At 39.7% G+C, this 16,761-nt stretch carries 10 protein-coding genes and 1 pseudogene; 4 read left to right on the top strand and 7 right to left on the bottom strand.

Going from position 1 to position 16,761, the window contains the following annotated elements; genetic code table 11:
* Nucleotides 1-78 precede the first annotated feature (78 nt).
* Nucleotides 79-2,244 carry a CHASE4 domain-containing protein gene (locus RSJ42_RS04785; protein WP_410510323.1) on the top strand — a complete coding sequence of 722 codons (2,166 nt, stop codon included), beginning with the start codon at nt 79-81 and terminating at the stop codon, nt 2,242-2,244.
* Nucleotides 2,245-2,357: 113 nt separating this feature from the next.
* On the opposite strand, the gene RSJ42_RS04780 is transcribed toward RSJ42_RS04785, so the two are convergent.
* The gene (locus tag RSJ42_RS04780) at nt 2,358-3,077 is read right to left on the bottom strand and encodes a YkgJ family cysteine cluster protein (protein WP_410509534.1); all 720 of its coding nucleotides are present in this window, start codon (nt 3,075-3,077) and stop codon (nt 2,358-2,360) included.
* Nucleotides 3,078-3,839: 762 nt separating this feature from the next.
* Here RSJ42_RS04780 and RSJ42_RS04775 point away from each other — a divergent pair.
* Nucleotides 3,840-5,972, top strand: a complete 2,133-nt coding sequence (locus tag RSJ42_RS04775; protein WP_410509533.1) for a CHASE4 domain-containing protein — start codon at nt 3,840-3,842, stop codon at nt 5,970-5,972.
* Nucleotides 5,973-6,468: 496 nt separating this feature from the next.
* Here RSJ42_RS04775 and RSJ42_RS04770 read toward each other — a convergent pair whose 3' ends face one another.
* The 4 genes from RSJ42_RS04770 to RSJ42_RS04755 all read right to left on the bottom strand — a co-directional run bounded on the left by RSJ42_RS04770 (nt 6,469) and on the right by RSJ42_RS04755 (nt 11,356).
* Nucleotides 6,469-7,713, bottom strand: a complete 1,245-nt coding sequence (locus RSJ42_RS04770; RefSeq protein ID WP_410509532.1) for an ABC transporter permease — start codon at nt 7,711-7,713, stop codon at nt 6,469-6,471.
* Nucleotides 7,714-7,754: 41 nt separating this feature from the next.
* Entirely contained in the window at nt 7,755-9,149 is a 1,395-nt protein-coding gene (locus RSJ42_RS04765; protein ID WP_410509531.1) for a COG1361 S-layer family protein, read from the bottom strand.
* A gap of 9 nt (nt 9,150-9,158) precedes the next feature.
* Complete coding sequence (locus RSJ42_RS04760) at nt 9,159-10,100, bottom strand: ABC transporter ATP-binding protein (protein WP_410509530.1); 942 nt, start codon at nt 10,098-10,100, stop codon at nt 9,159-9,161.
* 1,064 nt (nt 10,101-11,164) lie between these two features.
* Nucleotides 11,165-11,356 carry a hypothetical protein gene (locus tag RSJ42_RS04755; protein WP_410509529.1) on the bottom strand — a complete coding sequence of 64 codons (192 nt, stop codon included), beginning with the start codon at nt 11,354-11,356 and terminating at the stop codon, nt 11,165-11,167.
* A 126-nt stretch (nt 11,357-11,482) separates the two neighbouring features.
* On the opposite strand from RSJ42_RS04755, the pseudogene RSJ42_RS04750 reads away from it, so the two are divergent.
* Nucleotides 11,483-12,492 (top strand): annotated as a pseudogene (locus RSJ42_RS04750) (IS5 family transposase).
* Here the strand turns inward: RSJ42_RS04750 and RSJ42_RS04745 are convergent.
* Together RSJ42_RS04745 and RSJ42_RS04740 are read right to left on the bottom strand one after the other, a co-directional pair.
* Complete coding sequence (locus RSJ42_RS04745; RefSeq protein WP_410509528.1) at nt 12,430-13,740, bottom strand: helix-turn-helix transcriptional regulator; 1,311 nt, start codon at nt 13,738-13,740, stop codon at nt 12,430-12,432. The pseudogene RSJ42_RS04750 and the gene RSJ42_RS04745 overlap by 63 nt on opposite strands.
* Nucleotides 13,741-13,828: 88 nt before the next feature.
* Nucleotides 13,829-14,929, bottom strand: coding sequence for a hypothetical protein (locus tag RSJ42_RS04740; RefSeq protein WP_410509527.1), 1,101 nt, complete (start codon nt 14,927-14,929; stop codon nt 13,829-13,831).
* 806 nt (nt 14,930-15,735) lie between these two features.
* Between RSJ42_RS04740 and RSJ42_RS04735 the strand changes: the two genes are divergently transcribed.
* Complete coding sequence (locus RSJ42_RS04735; protein WP_410509526.1) at nt 15,736-16,749, top strand: hypothetical protein; 1,014 nt, start codon at nt 15,736-15,738, stop codon at nt 16,747-16,749.
* Nucleotides 16,750-16,761: the final 12 nt, after the last annotated feature.

The following is a 16,761-nucleotide window of genomic DNA, read 5'->3' as shown; positions in this document are numbered from 1 at the left end:
CTTATATAGTATCTACTCTTTTAATATTAAATAATATATTAACCTTCAAGCTCCTCTTTCTTTCAAGCTGCTGGGGGTATAACAATAGATATTAGCAAAAAGGTACTTATAATAACCCTCTTAATTTTTACAATTCTTACAGCTTCATTTACATTTACTCATAATATGCAGCTTTCCAATTTTTTGGAGCTTGAACATGTAGATACATTAGAGAATGTAGAACGAGTGCAAAATGCTGTTGCTACAGAACAGGGCTATCTTGATTATATTGTTCAGGACTGGGCTTGCTGGGACGATACCTATCGGTTCATTGACGACAAAAATCAGGAATACATAGATGTAGACCTCGCAAATCAAACACTTGCCGGAATTAATGTTAACATTATGGTTTTCGTTAATAGCTCGGGAGAAGTTGTTTATGTAAAATCCGTATATACTCATAACGCAACAGAAGCACCCGTCCCCGGGAAACTGCTTGAAATGATAGATGACGGAAGTCTTCTTACAGAAGGGGAAGATGACTCTAAAAGCGGTTTTGTTTTACTCGATGAAGACCCCATGTTTATTGCATGCCATCCTATTCTCACAACAAACTATGAAGGGCCTTCAAAAGGTACTCTTATTTTTGGAAGATATTTTGACGATGATTTGTTAAATTCTTTTAAGAAAGCTACGCGTTCTTCTCTTATAATGTGCAGGGCAGATGAAGAAATGCCAGAGGATTTTCTTGCTAGAGTTGACAATATTTCAGTAAACCCTGATAAAATTATAGTTGAACCATTAAATGATAGCCAGATAGCAGGTTATTTCGGTTTGAAAGATATAAATAATGAGCTTTCTTTGATTATCAGGGCAGATTTTCAAAGGGAACTATATTCGCACGGCGAAAAAACCCTTAATTACATGTATTTTTTCCTGATTCTGACCGGACTTATGACCGGGATCGGAGTAAAATTCGTGCTTGATAAATTATTCATTTCAAGATTAATACAAATTGATGATTTTGTTACCAGGGTAAGGTCGGAAAAAGACCTTTCCAAAAGGTTGACACTGGAAGACAATGATGAGCTATACCGCCTCTCAAGGGAAATAAACGGGATGCTGAATGACATTTATGTGGCGGAGCAGGAATTAAAGGCACAGGCACGCGAAAAGAAAGTTTTGCTTGACTCACTCAATGAACTGGCAGTTTTCGTGGACCCGGAACTCAAAATTATCTGGGCAAACAAAGCTGCACTTGAATACATGAAAATAGACCTTAAAGAGGCAATGGGAGTTTGCCTCACGTCCGCTCCGGGTATAAACGGACCTTTAGTTGAGTGCCTGCAGATTGGCAGGATATTTTCTACAGGAGAGAAGAAATCAGGAGAATTTGTCACAGAGGACGGAAAGGTCTGGTTTATTCAGGCAATTCCTGTGCCTGATGAGAAAGGAAAAATTATAGGGATTCTCCAGACATGGTGGGATATCACCGAAAGAAAAGAAGCTGAGAGATTACTTCACGAGAAGCAGGTAGCAGAGGTTGCGAACCGCACCAAGAGCGAGTTTCTTGCAAATATGAGCCACGAGCTCAGGACTCCTCTTAACTCAATAATAGGGTTTTCCGATCTTCTATATGAAAGAATTTATGGAGACCTTAACGAGAAGCAGGTTAAAGCCGTAGGGAATATTTCCAGGAGTGGAAAGCATCTCCTTAGCTTGATAAATGATATTCTGGATCTTTCTAAAATTGAAGCCGGAAAGCTCGAGCTCAATTACAAGGAGTTCGACCTTGCTGGCAAACTTAATACAATAAAAAATTTGCTGTCTCCTATTGCAGATAAAAAACACGTTGAGATTAACATCGAGATTGATGATGACCTTACTACCATTTGTGCCGATGAAGCCAGATTCGTTCAGGTAATGTACAATCTTGTAGATAATGCAATAAAGTTCTCACATGAAAACGGGCTTGTAAAAGTAAAAGCAGAAAAGAAAGGGAACCTTGTAGAAATAACCGTTAAGGATAATGGGATTGGAATCAAACCCGAAGACCAGTGCAAACTTTTCAGGCCCTTTAGCCAGGTTGACTCATTTTCTTCAAAAAAGTTTCAGGGTACAGGGCTTGGTCTTTCACTGGTTAAGCAAATTGTCGTCCTTCATGGGGGTTATGTCTGGTTCGACAGCAAAGTAGAAGAAGGAAGTACCTTTGCCTTTACTATTCCGATACGTAGAGATAGCAAAAAAGCTGGTAACAATGGATAAAATCTGCCTGCAGACACAAAGAAAGACGAAGACCCGAATTATTAAAGGAAAAAATGGGAGTAAAAGCTGGTGAGAGCTTTTTTAAAGAACAAATATTTTTTTCTCAACTTAAATTAAAAGGTAGACTCTTCAATTTCCTGGCAATAATCGAAAAATGAGGGTGTAGCTTTAATTTCATACATCTCCACCCTGTTTCTTTCTGCTCTGTATGCTTCTATCTTATAGCGTGCAACCTTGTCTATCTGGAAACTTAAAAGCTCTCTCAGGGTGAAAGCTGCGTACTGATTTTTTCCTTTCCTGGATTCTTTTATCTGTTCGTAGTCAAAACAGAGATCATCATAACTTACCACATACCTGAACCACTCAACAGGAATGGGAAGACGGGATAAAAGCGGGATTGCAGATTTGAAATAGTTCCTGCAAACTTCTTTTTTTGATAGCTGGCACCAGTTATCTAATGTAAAATTCACTTTCCCTTTCTTTACTGTAAAAACAACAGGATAAATTTTGCAGATAAGAGGTTTAAAGTCCATGCACTCACACACTTCGGTTTTTCTGTTCAAAAAAGGACATAATTCCCCAAGTTTTAATACATGAATAATAGTGCCATCATCCATTTTTAAAACATCCAGGTACCTCAGTTTGAATTCAGAAACGCTCATACCCATTTTCTTTGCCATATACTCTTTTTCTCCAGGCAGCAGGGTCCCTATTTTATTATGCTCGCAGGCACCTCCGCATTCGCTGCAGACATTAAAAGTATTCTGATTACTTCCACTAAATTTCTTATGAAAATTCTCATACATGTTCATGGGTATTTTCTTGAGTATCAATCTAAAAACCTCAATTCTGTTAAACTGGGATATTGGTTATATTTTTTTTAAGATATATTTACGTTTATGCCTTAAAATCTCATTTTTTGTCATAAATTTTAAATGATTAACATATCAGATCATAGGAAATAATATTAAAAGATGTATAGTCCCATCATAATAAATTTAGAATGAAAAAATTCTTCTCTAACGCAACTTTTTTTAATCAAAAACACAAAGATTTAAAAATTTCATATATAGACTTTATAACCTGAAGAAAACTCAGGAAATCAGTAAGAAAATTTTAATATACGCTTCGCATCAATTAATTCAAATAATATAAAAAAGTAGGTGCGGTTTACACCTTTAGAATTGTATACAGGAGTTTAAAGAATTGAGAAATTTATTTCTATAAATTCTGCCCTGCTTTCTAACTCTCTGTAAAATCTCTCATATTAAAATTCAAATTATATTTATCTACAAAAAACCCTGCAGTCAGGGCAAATGCGATTAATAATTTGACGCTATTAAAATGAAAGAGGGTTTATTAAATACATCTGAAATAGAATAAAATGTATTTTTTTATTTTTCTAAAGTAAATAATTATTTACTGGTTTCCAACATGTAACTGTTTTACAGAAAAAATTGATGAATTAGCAACCTTTATATATTTTTTGATTTTATTTAAAAACAGAGATCTGCATTCCAGCTTTTACAGGCGAATTATTATGATACCAGGTTACAGGTTTGGGTTTTTACTTCCGGCAATTTGTTGGTGATGTAATGGATGTCAGTAAGAAAATAATGATAGTTGTTTTCTCGATGTTTGCTCTATTTACTGTACTTTTAATTGTTGCATCCCATAGCATTCTGCTGGCAAGTTTCTCCGATCTCGAAGCCCGCGACACTATTAAAAATACCGGAAAAATCGAACAGGCAATAGCCTCAGAAACTTTGTCTATTGATAGAACAGCAAGGGATTGGGCCTGGTGGGATGATACTTATGAATTCGTGAACACAGTCAGTCCTCAATATATAGACTCGAACCTTGACGAAGGGACTCTATATAGCCTTGACCTGAATGTCATGCTTTTTGTAAACAAAGATGGGAACACAATCCATAAACTTTCAGCTGACCTCATAAATAAGACAGATGTTCCGGTTCCTGAAGGGATTCTTGAAGGGATTAATAATGGGGCTCTTGTAGCCCATAATGATACCGATTATATACATGGGGTCATCCTTCTTGATAATGGACCCATGCTTGTTGTTTGCCGGCCGATTCTTAAAGGTATCGGCAAAGGCCCCTATGATGGGACTCTTATCCTCGGAAAATATATTGACAGTCCTTACATCTCTTCTCTTGAAAAGCGTACCAATACTTCTCTTAAACTCTGCACTTTAAACGAGGAAATGCCACCTGACTTTCAAGAAAAATTTGATGAAGCTGCAAAAACAAAAGGTAGCGTTTTTAAAATACTTGGAGAAGAAAGAGTAGCCGGATATTTTGCATTAAGAAATACAACCGGAGAACCTGTAGCTCTTATGAGAGCTGATTATCCCCGTGAACTATATGCGCAGGGCAAGAACATCCTGAATTATATCTATGTTTTTCTACTGATCAGCGGAATTGCCATAGGAACTGCAACCAAATTCAGTCTAGACCGTCTTCTGGTTTCAAGGTTAATTACCATTGACAGCTTTCTTGGCAAAGTAAAAAGAGATAAAGATACCTCAAAGCGGCTGGAGATGGAAGGAAATGACGAGATTTACAGGCTTTCAAAGGGTATCAATGAAATGCTTTCAAGCATCAGGCTTGCTGAGCAGGAGCTTAAGGCAAGGGAATATGAGAAAAAGTTTATTCTTGATTCCCTCGAAGAGATAGTGGTTCTGAGAGATCCGGATTTTAAAGTCCGCTGGGCAAACAGGGCTGCCCTTAAAAACCAGAGCCTTTTAACCGGCGAATACAGAGAACCGGCATCTAACAGCATTCAGGCTACGGATAAAGAAAATAAGGTATCCCAGAAACTCCAGACTCTCAGCTGGAGCAGTCAGGAATTTACCACTCCGGAAGGAAAAACCTGGCTTCTCAGGTCAAAGCCCTTATGCGATGAAACCGGAAACCCTATTGCAGTCCTGGAAACCGGAGTGGAAATAACGGAACGGAAGAAATATGAAATCCAGCTCTTCCGCGCAAAACAGGAAGCTGAGATTGCAAACCATACAAAGAGTGAGTTCCTTGCCAATATGAGTCACGAATTGAGAACCCCTCTTAACTCAATAATAGGGTTCTCTGATTTGCTATACGAAAAGGTTTACGGAGAACTTAACTCAAGGCAGCTCAAGGCTGTCAGTAATATCTCAGGCAGCGGAAAACACCTTCTTAATCTGATTAACGAAATCCTTGATCTCTCCAAAGTAGAAGCAAGGAGTCTTGAACTACATTACAGCAGGTTCTGGCTGGCTGAAATATTTGCTGAAGTACGGGACATGCTGTTTCCGCTTGCTACCAGCAAAGGGATAAAAATAGAGCTTGAGCTTGAGAAGGACCTGCCAAGAATTTATGGGGATAAGGACAGGATCACGCAGGTGCTTACAAACCTGATGTCAAATGCGGTTAAATTTTCAAACGAAAACGGGTGCGTAAAGGTAAAAGCTTCGCAGGATGGCAATTTTATTAATGTAGCTGTCTCAGATGAAGGAATAGGTATTGCAGCAGAAGATCACGATAAGCTCTTCAAGCCTTTCAGCCAGATAGACTCTTCTTCGTCTAAAAAATATCAGGGAACCGGGCTTGGCCTTGCTCTCGTAAAAGAGATTGTGCAGCTTCACGGTGGCACAGTCTGGTTTGAAAGCGAAGTCGGAAAAGGGAGCATATTTGGTTTTTCTCTCCCTCTCTACGGCAGGAACGGATAAGAACGGATAAATCCAATATTAAAATTAAAAATAGCCTGGGTTAGAATCAGAACTGACCCAATTTTATTCTCTGCATTTTATTCTTTGATAACTTTTTAGTGCGCTATTCCAGGATACCGGTGCATTTCCAGACTGAGTTTCTAAATCTATGAAATAATCATTATTGTAGTAATACTAGATTTCCAGAATAGGATATTTGCTATCCCTGTATTTATCATAGTCAACCTCCGATGAATCGGCAGGTACCGGTTCTGAAATGTCGTCATCATAATAAGGCCCGTCAGTCGGGTCAAGAGGGAATCATTCTCCTTCCTCATAAACCTCAACCCAGGCATGTCCTCCGTTAATATCTCCGAAATTAACCTGCCCTATGGCAACCCTCACCGTGCTCTCTTGTATTCTCCCGAAGCGATCAGGAAAAGAATGGAATTTTCAAGCCTTTTCAACAAAATTTAAAGTGGCTTGATCCCTCCTCCTCCAATTCCCTTATTTCAGGTTATTCATACCTTAATGCATCTACCGGCTTTAGTTTTGATGCCCTGTAAGCAGGGATCACTCCCGAAACCACTCCTATTACAATTGCCAGGATAAGCCCGAAAGCCATAAGGTCAGGGGCAAGGTACAGGCCTGAACTGCTTCCTTTTCCCATCATGGTCATACCGAGTAATGGGAAGAGAGTCGAAACGAAAGCTCCGAGGATAACTCCCAGTATACCTCCAACAAGCCCTACCATTGCTGAGTTAAAAAGGAAAATCATGAGTATATCCCTGTTTTTCGCTCCAATTGCTTTCATTGTCCCTATTTCTTTAGTCTTTTCCAGGACAGAGGTGAACATGGTATTCGCAATACCTACTGCTCCTACAAGGAGGGACACGGCTGCAATAGCTCCGAGGAAGAGCGTCATCGAGCTTGTCATTTCGGTCACAGATTCAGCCATGGACTTTGAGGCACTGACAGAGAAGTCCCTGTCATCTTCACGGATAATGCCTCTTGAAATCATGAGTTTCTTCTCAATATCTTCCATCAATCCGTCTACAAGGTCTTCGCTTTTGGCTTTTACCGTAATTGTATCGTAGACATCTTTTTCTGCATCATCAATCAGGTTTACCGCAGCATCTACTGGCATATACAGGCTCCTGTCACCCTGACCTTCTTCTGCAAGGATGCCGACAACCCTTACTGATTTGCCGTTGATTGTTATTACCTGGTTGATTCCTATCTCCTGGTCATAGGTTTCGGTGGCAACGCCGCTTCCGATGACCGCGACATATTTATCTGACGGTTCAAGGAGTCGCCCTGATTCTGTTTCCAGACTGGTCATATACTGCCAGACCTGCGGGTCAACTCCTGTAATTGTCAGAGTTGCGTTTTGCCCTGCATAGATTACAGGCTCGCTGCCTGAGATCTGTCCTGCAATATATTCTATGCCGTCCAGGCCTTGCAGGGCATCTATGTCGTCATCGGTTAATTTGACATCCGTTGTCGTACCTCCGGATCTTCCACCCCCTCCCGGTCCTGGCATGTTTGACATCGCTTTTGTATATCCAGGGGAAATGGTAATCAGAGTCAGGTCCATTTCAGCAAGCCTGCTCTGAACCTGCTCTTCCATGGCATCCCCGAGGGAGAGGATGCCCACAACAGACCCGATCCCTATAACTATCCCGATAATGGTCAGCCAGCTCCGCAGCTTGCTGTGAACAAGCATATTCAAGCCCATTTTCAGGTAAGTTGAATTCCTCATTTTGCATCCTTCCGTTTTTTAAGGGCGTTAAATTTTCAGTCTCATTGAGCTTTAAGGCCTGATTTTTGTTCTTCAGGTTTTTTATTCCCGGATTTTTTTTCTTTCATTAACTGTATTTTTTCCTGTATTTTCTTCCGGTACACAAATGCTCCAGCTACAGGGGCTATTATTGCAATATATGGAAGGTAAGAGCTGACTCCACCGCGGTTGCCTGGCATTCCAGTCTGTGCAGGCATGCTTCCGCCGGTAATTTCGAGTTCGACTTCCTTATCAACAGTTATTCTTTCTCCTTTTGCATCCGTATATTCGATCTGTACTTTCAGGGGATTATTTTCCACTGAAGCAGCAGTTAAATTTCCCCCTTCAGCGCTTGCTTTTGCCTTACCAGTTGTTCCAGTGCCACCTTTCTGAGCTATTTCCGCACCCTGGGTACCGGTTACATCAAAAGAAGCAATTGTATAGTCTCCTTTCTCAAGATTTCCTACAATTTTTGAGGAACTTCCTGATACTTTGTATTTTTCCTGCTTTGGAACTGATACCTTTACCGAATATGCAATGTTGTTGCCCACGTTTGCGACTGAAAGCGAGATCTCTCCCTCGTCACTTTCAGAGAAAGAAACATCAAAATCTGTTTCCCCGCCTACAAAAACTCCTGCAGTAGTGTTGATAGTTTGCTCATTTGATTCGTAGTCTTCAAGTTTGAGGTTTATGTCCAGAGTATAAAGGCCAGGTTCTGCGTTTACGTCTGCCATTACATTGTAAACAATATTTACTGATTCGCCTGCGTCCAGGAATTTGATATATTTTGTATTGTCCGAGTATACCGGGAGGACCACTCCGTCCGGATCTGTCCATGAAACTACCATATTTTTCAGGGGAGAAGTTCCGGTGTTTGTTACTATGAACTCCAGAGTCTCTTCTTTTGCAATGTCAATATTTGCTTTATCTATGGTCACAATCTGAGCGTACTCTTTTCCTCTAACATCAATAGTAACGGTTTTTTTAGTTGTATATGTTGTTGATGAGGATCCTGAGCCGCTTTTACAGGTGGTAACGATCTCCATGTCATAAGTACCTGCAGAAGCGCTGGCATCCGTCAGGAGCTTGAATTTAAGGACACCTCCTTCATTATCGTCCTGTCTTGCATTTAAATAGGAGATGTCTTTTTCAAGAGACTGCCCGGAAATCTTGCTGAAAGGATATTCCGGATTAACAGTGACAGTAATATCTTTCAGGTCCTTCGTACCCACGTTCTGAACACTGACAGTGAGTTCGACAGGTTCTCCAGGGCGAGCAGTATCAGGGTTCTGGTTAGTCAGGTTCACCTGCAGGGCTGAAGAATCTATATTTCCGTTTGAGCCAAGAGCTGTTCCGGCTCCGAGATATAAGAATATTGAAAGTAATAGTAAGATCTTAAGTAATGGGAATTTTTTCATTTTTATTCCTCAATTCATATCTGGCTCTTTTTTCTTGCTTGACCCGTTTTTCCTGCGATCCTCAATTTTTTCAATCTCCCCATCCCTGATGTAAACAACCCTAGTTGCGTATTTTACCAGGTCAAGGTCATGGGTTACAATAATAATTGTCTTACCTTCTCTTTCATGCAGCCCATCAAGAAATTCCAGGATGTAGTCTCCGGTCTTTGTGTCCAGGTTTCCTGTTGGCTCATCTGCAAGGATTATAGGCGGGTTAACAGCCAGGGAACGTGCTATGGCAACCCTTTGCCTCTGTCCCCCTGAGAGCTGGGAAGGCAGGTTTTTTTTCTTGTCTGAAAGCCCGACAATTTCAAGAAGATATGATGCTTTTTTTCGGGCTATCTCTCGGTCTTCTTCCTGGAATTCCAGAGGGAGGAGCACGTTTTCTTCCGTGCTGAGCGTGGGTATCAGATTGAAACTCTGGAAAATGAATCCTATCATCTGACCACGGATTCGGGCAAGCTCGGATTCATCAAGTCCCGATATATCCTCTGAATTCAGGTAGACCGTACCTTCCGATGGTGTATCCAGGCAGCCCAGCAAATTCATAAGCGTGCTTTTACCGCTTCCGCTTGGGCCCAGAACGACCAGGAATTCTCCTTCACAGATCTCCAGATTTATTCCTTTAAGAGCTGCAAACTCAATCTCCCCCATCTGGTAAATCTTCCAGACATCGGTCAGTTTGATTAAAGGGTCCTTTTCGTTCTGAGTGGTTCTGGTAATTCCGGAACTTTTGACAGAATTATCTGCCGGGTAAATGTAAGGACTGTTTTTTTCATCCACTCCCTGATCATTCTCCCCTGATCCGTTACCTGGTTCATCATTGAAACTCGCTGCCTTTTCGAGCGAACCTATAATTTTTGAGGGACTCAGTTTCGTTTTAAATGTCTCTATCATTTCTGTAAGTGTCATGAATTAAATACCTCTAAAAGCCAGTCATATCCGAGTTCAATTCTTCAGGCTGAACTGAATCTTTTCAGAGTAGCTTGAGTCTGATTTCCTTTTCATTTGTCCGGTTTCTATTGTTTTTTACTGCCTTTTTTTGGACAATATTTGATATCCCTCCCCCGGACATCAGTTTGATAGCAGACCAGTTTAATCACAGTTTACATATTTGCCCATTATTCTGCCTGTGGTTGCAGTAAATTTGTTGTTATATCCTTTGTTGCGGCCTGGCTGGACCTTATAATGGCCCAATCAGGCCTGATAAGGGTTAATAAGGTCTTTGACAGTCAATGAGGCACCTGCAGTTCACATGACGCCTCATCTTCTGGGGTGCAGGGTTTCTGTTTGACTGCTCCTTTCCTTTTTTAAACAGGCAACACCCGGGATATTTTTGTAAAGGGTTTCCAGTTTTCTGATGGTGAGGTATCCTTCCAGGTACTGGTGCTTGTTTACTCATTCTGACGGACCTCTTTCAGACAGGTGCTCTGTCATCTGACTGCTCAGGAGGGGTTTGAGGCAGTCAACCCTACCATGGGCATTTAATAATAAAAGAATACTTAACTCAAAAAAGGGGATATATTAAATGAATTTACTAATGAAGCTTTTTTATGAGTCTTTGTGATAATTTAGTATTTAATCAGCCTCTAATCTGTATTTACAGTTACTATAAAGTATCGTCCTATGTTAAGATTATTCGTAATCACATGTCATTCATTCCTGAGAGCTGTTTTTGAGAGGAAGAGACCTAAAATTCCAGCATAGTATTGACCGATATTTTCTCTTCCAGCGCCTTTCAGATGGTCCTGCCTTTCAGATAGTCCTTTTCGCTTCGCTCAAGAGGGCTAAAAAATCATGAAACAAATATTCTGACCCATACAATCCTGTTAGTTATAACTAACCTTTTTTGTTCGCTTGACGAAGGAGAGCTGTCTGTCCCGTAAAAAGGAAAAAAGAAGAGATACAATTGTGAATAAAACAAAACTGACTTGAGACCACTTCAAAACATTCATTTTTAACTTCTCCAGTCTCTTTCATTGTTCTTCTTTGTTCTTTCTCCTTTTTGTGCAGAGCCGCCAGGCAAGCTGGCGGAGGTTTTCGATACCATTCGAACTTAAAAGACCTTTTAAGGATAACCTTTTAAGGATAGTGTTTCCTGAGGCATAAAGCCTTTTTAATGGAGAATTGTTTTCATTAATTCGATGCAGGAGAGCAGCCTCTCCCATGAAAAGATTAAAATTTGGGCTCTGTAGAAATCCTCTAAGTTTTATTTTTTCCCAAAAATATATAAAATAAAATATTAAAATTGCTCCTTATCTTTTGTCCCCACAAAAAACGAGGAGCAATTCCTATTGTCATCAAATAAATATATTAATTTTATTGATCTCAGTCTTAAAACGGTTCAGTCTTCCAGACTGAACCTTTACTCCTGTAAATATTCCAAACGTATTTATACTCAACATCAGCTTCTTGTTCTTGTTTTACTGAAGGAGTATATAAGTACAGACTATCGAGATTTTGTAGAGCTTATTGACCTCATGAGCAGTATAAAGGAAAAACTAGACCTTGATAAGATTCCACATTACACTACTCTTCAAAAGTTTATGTCCAGAATCCCTTCGTCATTATTTAACATCATTTTGTCAAAAACTTTACAGCTATTTTATTCACATGGAGAAAATGCTTCCATTACAGCAATTGATGCAACTGGGTTTACGAGTTCTTATGCAAGTTATTATTATTCTCGAAGAACAGGGAAGCTCCGTAGGAGCTTCCTTAAAACTTCAATAGCAGTAGATACTGATAGAAAAGTAATTTTAGGATGGAAAATAAGTCAAAAAACGGATCATGATACCAAGCATGCAAAAGCTCTGATAAGACAATCGAATAGAACAAAAAAATCTGAATGTTATGTCCTTGATAAGGGGTATGATTCTGAAAAAATTCATACTTTAATTAGAGAAGAAATAAAAGCAGACTCAATTATACCTTTAAGAGTAAGAAAAAGGAAAAAAATCAAAGGAAAATACAGAAAACAGCTACATTTTACCTTTGATAAAATAAAATACAATAAACGGAACATAGCAGAAACAACATTCTCTGTTGTCAAAAGAAAGTTCCGAGAAGTACTCAGGGCAAGAAAGTTCTACAACCAAATTAAAGAAATAAAAATTAAACTGATAGTGTATAACATAAACAAAAAAGTGGTAGAAATAACTTGCATAAATTAAGGATTTCTACAAAGCCAAAATTTGTAATGTTAAAAAAGAAATATAAGAAAGAGAAATGGGATCGAACTTTATCTTTGCTCATCCCGCAGGATTATAACGTTCCCACGTCCCCTTTTAAATTTCTCAATTAGCTCTCTTCTTTCAAGGTCTGCAAGCATGAGGCTGACTTTTCCTTCCGAATATTTCAGTTTGCTGCGAAGGTCTTTCTGCGTTATTCGGCCTCCCTGGCCGCGGATTATATCCATGATTTCCTGGAGATCTGCCGGAAGAGGGAGATTCTTTTTGACAACAGAGTACACCGGCCCAGATATTTTCGCAGGCTCAGGTTTCTCCACAGGTTCTTTGAGAAAGATTTCTTCAAGGTCTGCTTTTTCTGGAGGTGATTCTGCAAAAGTTTCGTTTTTCTCTTCTGTTTCCTGTTTGAGGTTTACCGGCTGTGTTTTTAGTTTGAGGTTTACGGGCTGTGTATTTAATATGAATTGCCCTTCTTTGTTTTCAGCCGGTTTTTCTTTTTCCACCTGGAACTCTGGCTCTTCTGGAAGTTGAGTTTCTGTGGGCTTTGATGGCAGTTTATGCTTTATTCTAGATTCAACCATGTCGAGCTCATTTTTTAAAACAGGTTCTTTTGCTGAAGACCCGGATGTGCTTGAAGGCATGGAAAATTTTTCCGTCTCATATTCTTTTTCCTTGTATCCTTCTTTCTCTTCAAGAAGCCTGTTCTTCTCCAGTTCATACGTTCCAGAAAGGGTTTTTTCAAATGTGGTTTTTTCCTGTTTTCTCTCTCCTCTTTTCCCCAGATTTTTCTGGCTTTTGATATTGTAGCCGCCGCCAATAAGAAGTACCAACACAAAGGCAGCAATGAAGTAATAAAGTATTGAAGAGGTAAATAATCCGTTAGTTTTACCTGTTTCAGCAACACTTACATTCGCTTTAGAGCCATTCTCGCCTAAACTGCTAAGAGCATCAGAATTGTTACTGGCTGCTTGTGTAATATTGCTTGAAGTTTCCGTATTCCCTGTGTTTTCGGAGATCAAAAATTCTTCCGAATATACTGGGAGGAGCAGGAGGTCAACGTTATAATTGCCTTCTCCTTTAATTTCAATAGACTTCTCGGCTGAATTAATAAGGGTACTGTTCTGATAGTAGCTGGCTGTAATCAGATAATTTCCTGGCTCCAGATTAAAAGAATAAACACCGTATTTCGCCACCATAGACTGGGAAGGTGTAGAATTTACCTCTACCACAACGTTTTCCAGAAGTTCGAAGGTGTCCCAGCTGTACACTCCTCCGCTAATAGTGGCTGTGCTGTTCTCTGCCATGACAGGTACCGCAAGAAATGCAACAGCAGCAATGAAAAGAATAAAAACTTTCGTATTCATTTCTATCAGGAAACCCGGGTTACGGTTTAAATTTTCTTATCATTTTGATTTGTATTAAAACCTTTTCCATAAATTTATAAATACTCTCTTAATTATGGTGGCTCTTTTCAATAGAGTCGGCCCCTTTTAATAAATTTTCCCGGATTCTGGCTTCCGGACCGTGTACACCAACCTGCGGAATTTTATTCTCTGTTTTTTCTGGACCCATTCCTTCATTAAAGAATGATTCTGATGCCCATTGTTCTTCTTTCTTCATTCCGCCAGCATCTTCAACGGTGTATTCAACAGTGTAGTTTCCATTTCCAAGGAAGGTTGCATATCCTTTTCCATCTGCTTCAACAGTAATATTTTTACCACTGAGCAGCAGTATTTTACGAGAACCTGAAACTTCCAGATCAGCAGACTGTATATAGTAAACAATTATATTGTCAGGCCGACCTTCTTTACTTTCAAATGTGTAATCCCCTTCGATTTTGACTATGGAATCCGGGGACATTACTGCTATTTCGCCTTCTTCCAGGTGCAGGTTGAGATCAAAACTTCCAAAAAGGGTAACTTTTCCTTCACCCTCTGCACTGAGCCGGTCCGTCTCATTCAGTTCTTCATTTCCGGGCATCAGGAGCTTAAATTCTTCAAAAATATCTTTAAGGACAAGGCTGGCTCGAATCATGCTCTTCTGTGATTTCATCAGATATTCTTTTTCTGTGCTTTCTACCTTTAATCCGCTATCTGAGCCATTATTCGTTCCAGCTGTGTTTTCTTCTGATGCAGAAGTAGCAAGCCCAAGGTAATATTTTGCCTCTTCTACAAGACCATTGTATTCCTCAAGCAGGGATTCAAGTTTGCCAATATCCTTTCCCTGTTCTTTCAGGTACTGAATTCCTGTCTCAAGCCTTGCAGATATAGCTTCTGCCTTTACGATATTCTCGCCAAGCATGAGTTCTGTATCCTGCAAAGAGCCAGGTGGATAATGACCTTCAGGCATACCCGGGTGCGGACCTTCAGGACCTGGCATATTATCTCCTTTAAAGAGTCCGGCGTAGGGATAAAAAATGTTCCTGTAAAGGTCTCCCTGATGTTTGTTCATAACAGGCTGTGCCTGTGGATCTATACAACCAGAAGTTGCAAGAACCCCCGTAACTGTAATAATCAATAACAGGAGTATAAAGGACAAGGATTTAATTTTCATACCGGTCTACGCCTTCTCGTAAATAATTACTGGGCTCGAATTAATTTATTGTTTTTAATATTAAAATTTGGCTTAAATCTAGAATCCCACTGTAAATATGTCTGCTATAAATTAATGTCAGAAATATCCTGACAGTCACCTGGCAGGTCTGTAGTACACTATGGTCTCGATTATTTGTTTCAGCTGGGCCATTTCATAACCGCATAATACGAAATGCCAGTTAAGATACTGTGTTTGAGGGATTGGGTGGGATTGGATCAGGTGACGCATCATCAGATATTCCTGACTGGAGATCCTGTATCTGGATATAAAGATAAAAGCATACTTACTTTCATGTGAAGTATCGGGTTTAAAAATTACCCTTTAGGAGAATTTATTTTTGCATTTAATGCTTTACAATTCTTAAATCTCTGATTCTGAGGATCTGAAATTCCGGAAATTGTGAGAAATATCAGTTCTTGTTGCTTTATCACTGATCACTCGTAAGCAGCCCTCTGGTATGGTGGAAAGACAGTTTCTTTCTGATATTTATTGCAACCTCTTTACTGGCATTTCAATAAACTTAATTATCCATATTTTACGGCTCATTTGAGTTTTAATAAGTCTTCGATTTAATAATTAAGCTTAATTCTGGAGGCCATGCTTAAAAAAAGCTTTTTTTGTAAATTCAAATTAATATATGACTCAAAGATTGAAAGTAAGCTTATATTTAAACCGGTTTATTAGAGGAATGTCAGGCAATGAAAAGTTGCCTGGAATAAACAGAGCAGAATAAACTAAGCGAGTAACTGACGGAGGTATATATTATGGAAAGACAAGCGGTAAAATCAGTTGCCGTTTTTGTAGTGGTGCTGATGGCCTTAAGTATTATTCCTTTTGGAGCCCTTGCTTCAGAAAATATTAAGTCTGCAAATCAAACCGATTCAACTAATGATTGTGGGTCTGGAAAGATAATGCCAGGAGGTATGAGGCATGAGGGAGCAGGACACAATGGAATGCATTTTATGTGCTATGGTCCCGCTGAGAACATAACCGAAGAAAACTTCGCTGAAGTTCGGACTACAATTCTTGACTCAATTACTGAGAGGATCGCTGGACTCCAGAGCATGTATACAAACGTAAGCGAGGCTCCAGATGCAGAAGAGTTACAGGAAGTTTTACTTGCAGAAAGGAAGGCAAATGCCGAAAGAGCTGGCCCATGTGAAATGAATGGATTTCCATGTAAAATGTGTGCTCCATGCCTCTGCAAGGTTGAGAATATAACTGATGATAACCTTACCGACGTAAAGACAGAAATTGTTGATTCCATTGGAAACATGACTGGCATGCTAAATGAGCAGCTGGAAAATACGACTGACGAAAACATGACTGCAATGCTCAGAGAGCAGATAACCAAGCTTGAAGAGTTATCCGCTAACGTGAGTAAAGCTTCCAGTGCAGCCGGACTGCAGGAAGTAGTATTAGTTTATATGAAGGCTCAGGCTGCCGAAACAATTGAGAAAGAAATTGAACACATTAAAGCTAGAATAAGTGAAGCTAGAATAAACGAGAGCGAAAACTCAACCCATGGAAATGTTACGGAACTCAATAATAAACTTGTAGAGCTGGCTGCCCTGATTGAAGACATAGAAGGTGCCGAATCCTTTGAAGAACTCAGAGAAATCATGCGCTCTGGAATGAAATCAGAAAAAGGTCTTTTGGAAGGAAGAGGCCTGATGAATGAAGGAAAAAATCCTGTGAGACAGGGTGTCTATGGAAAGATGCCAGGACGCCCCTGCCTTCGGCAGGATAACAGTACTGAGGTCTCTCAGGCTGAATAAAATTTTAAATTC

The organism is Methanosarcina hadiensis (assembly GCF_046529725.1).
GTDB classification, from domain to species: Archaea; Halobacteriota; Methanosarcinia; order Methanosarcinales; family Methanosarcinaceae; genus Methanosarcina; species Methanosarcina hadiensis.
The sequence above is the reverse complement of the archived record's forward strand: the minus strand, read 5'-3'. Positions and strand labels throughout refer to the sequence as shown.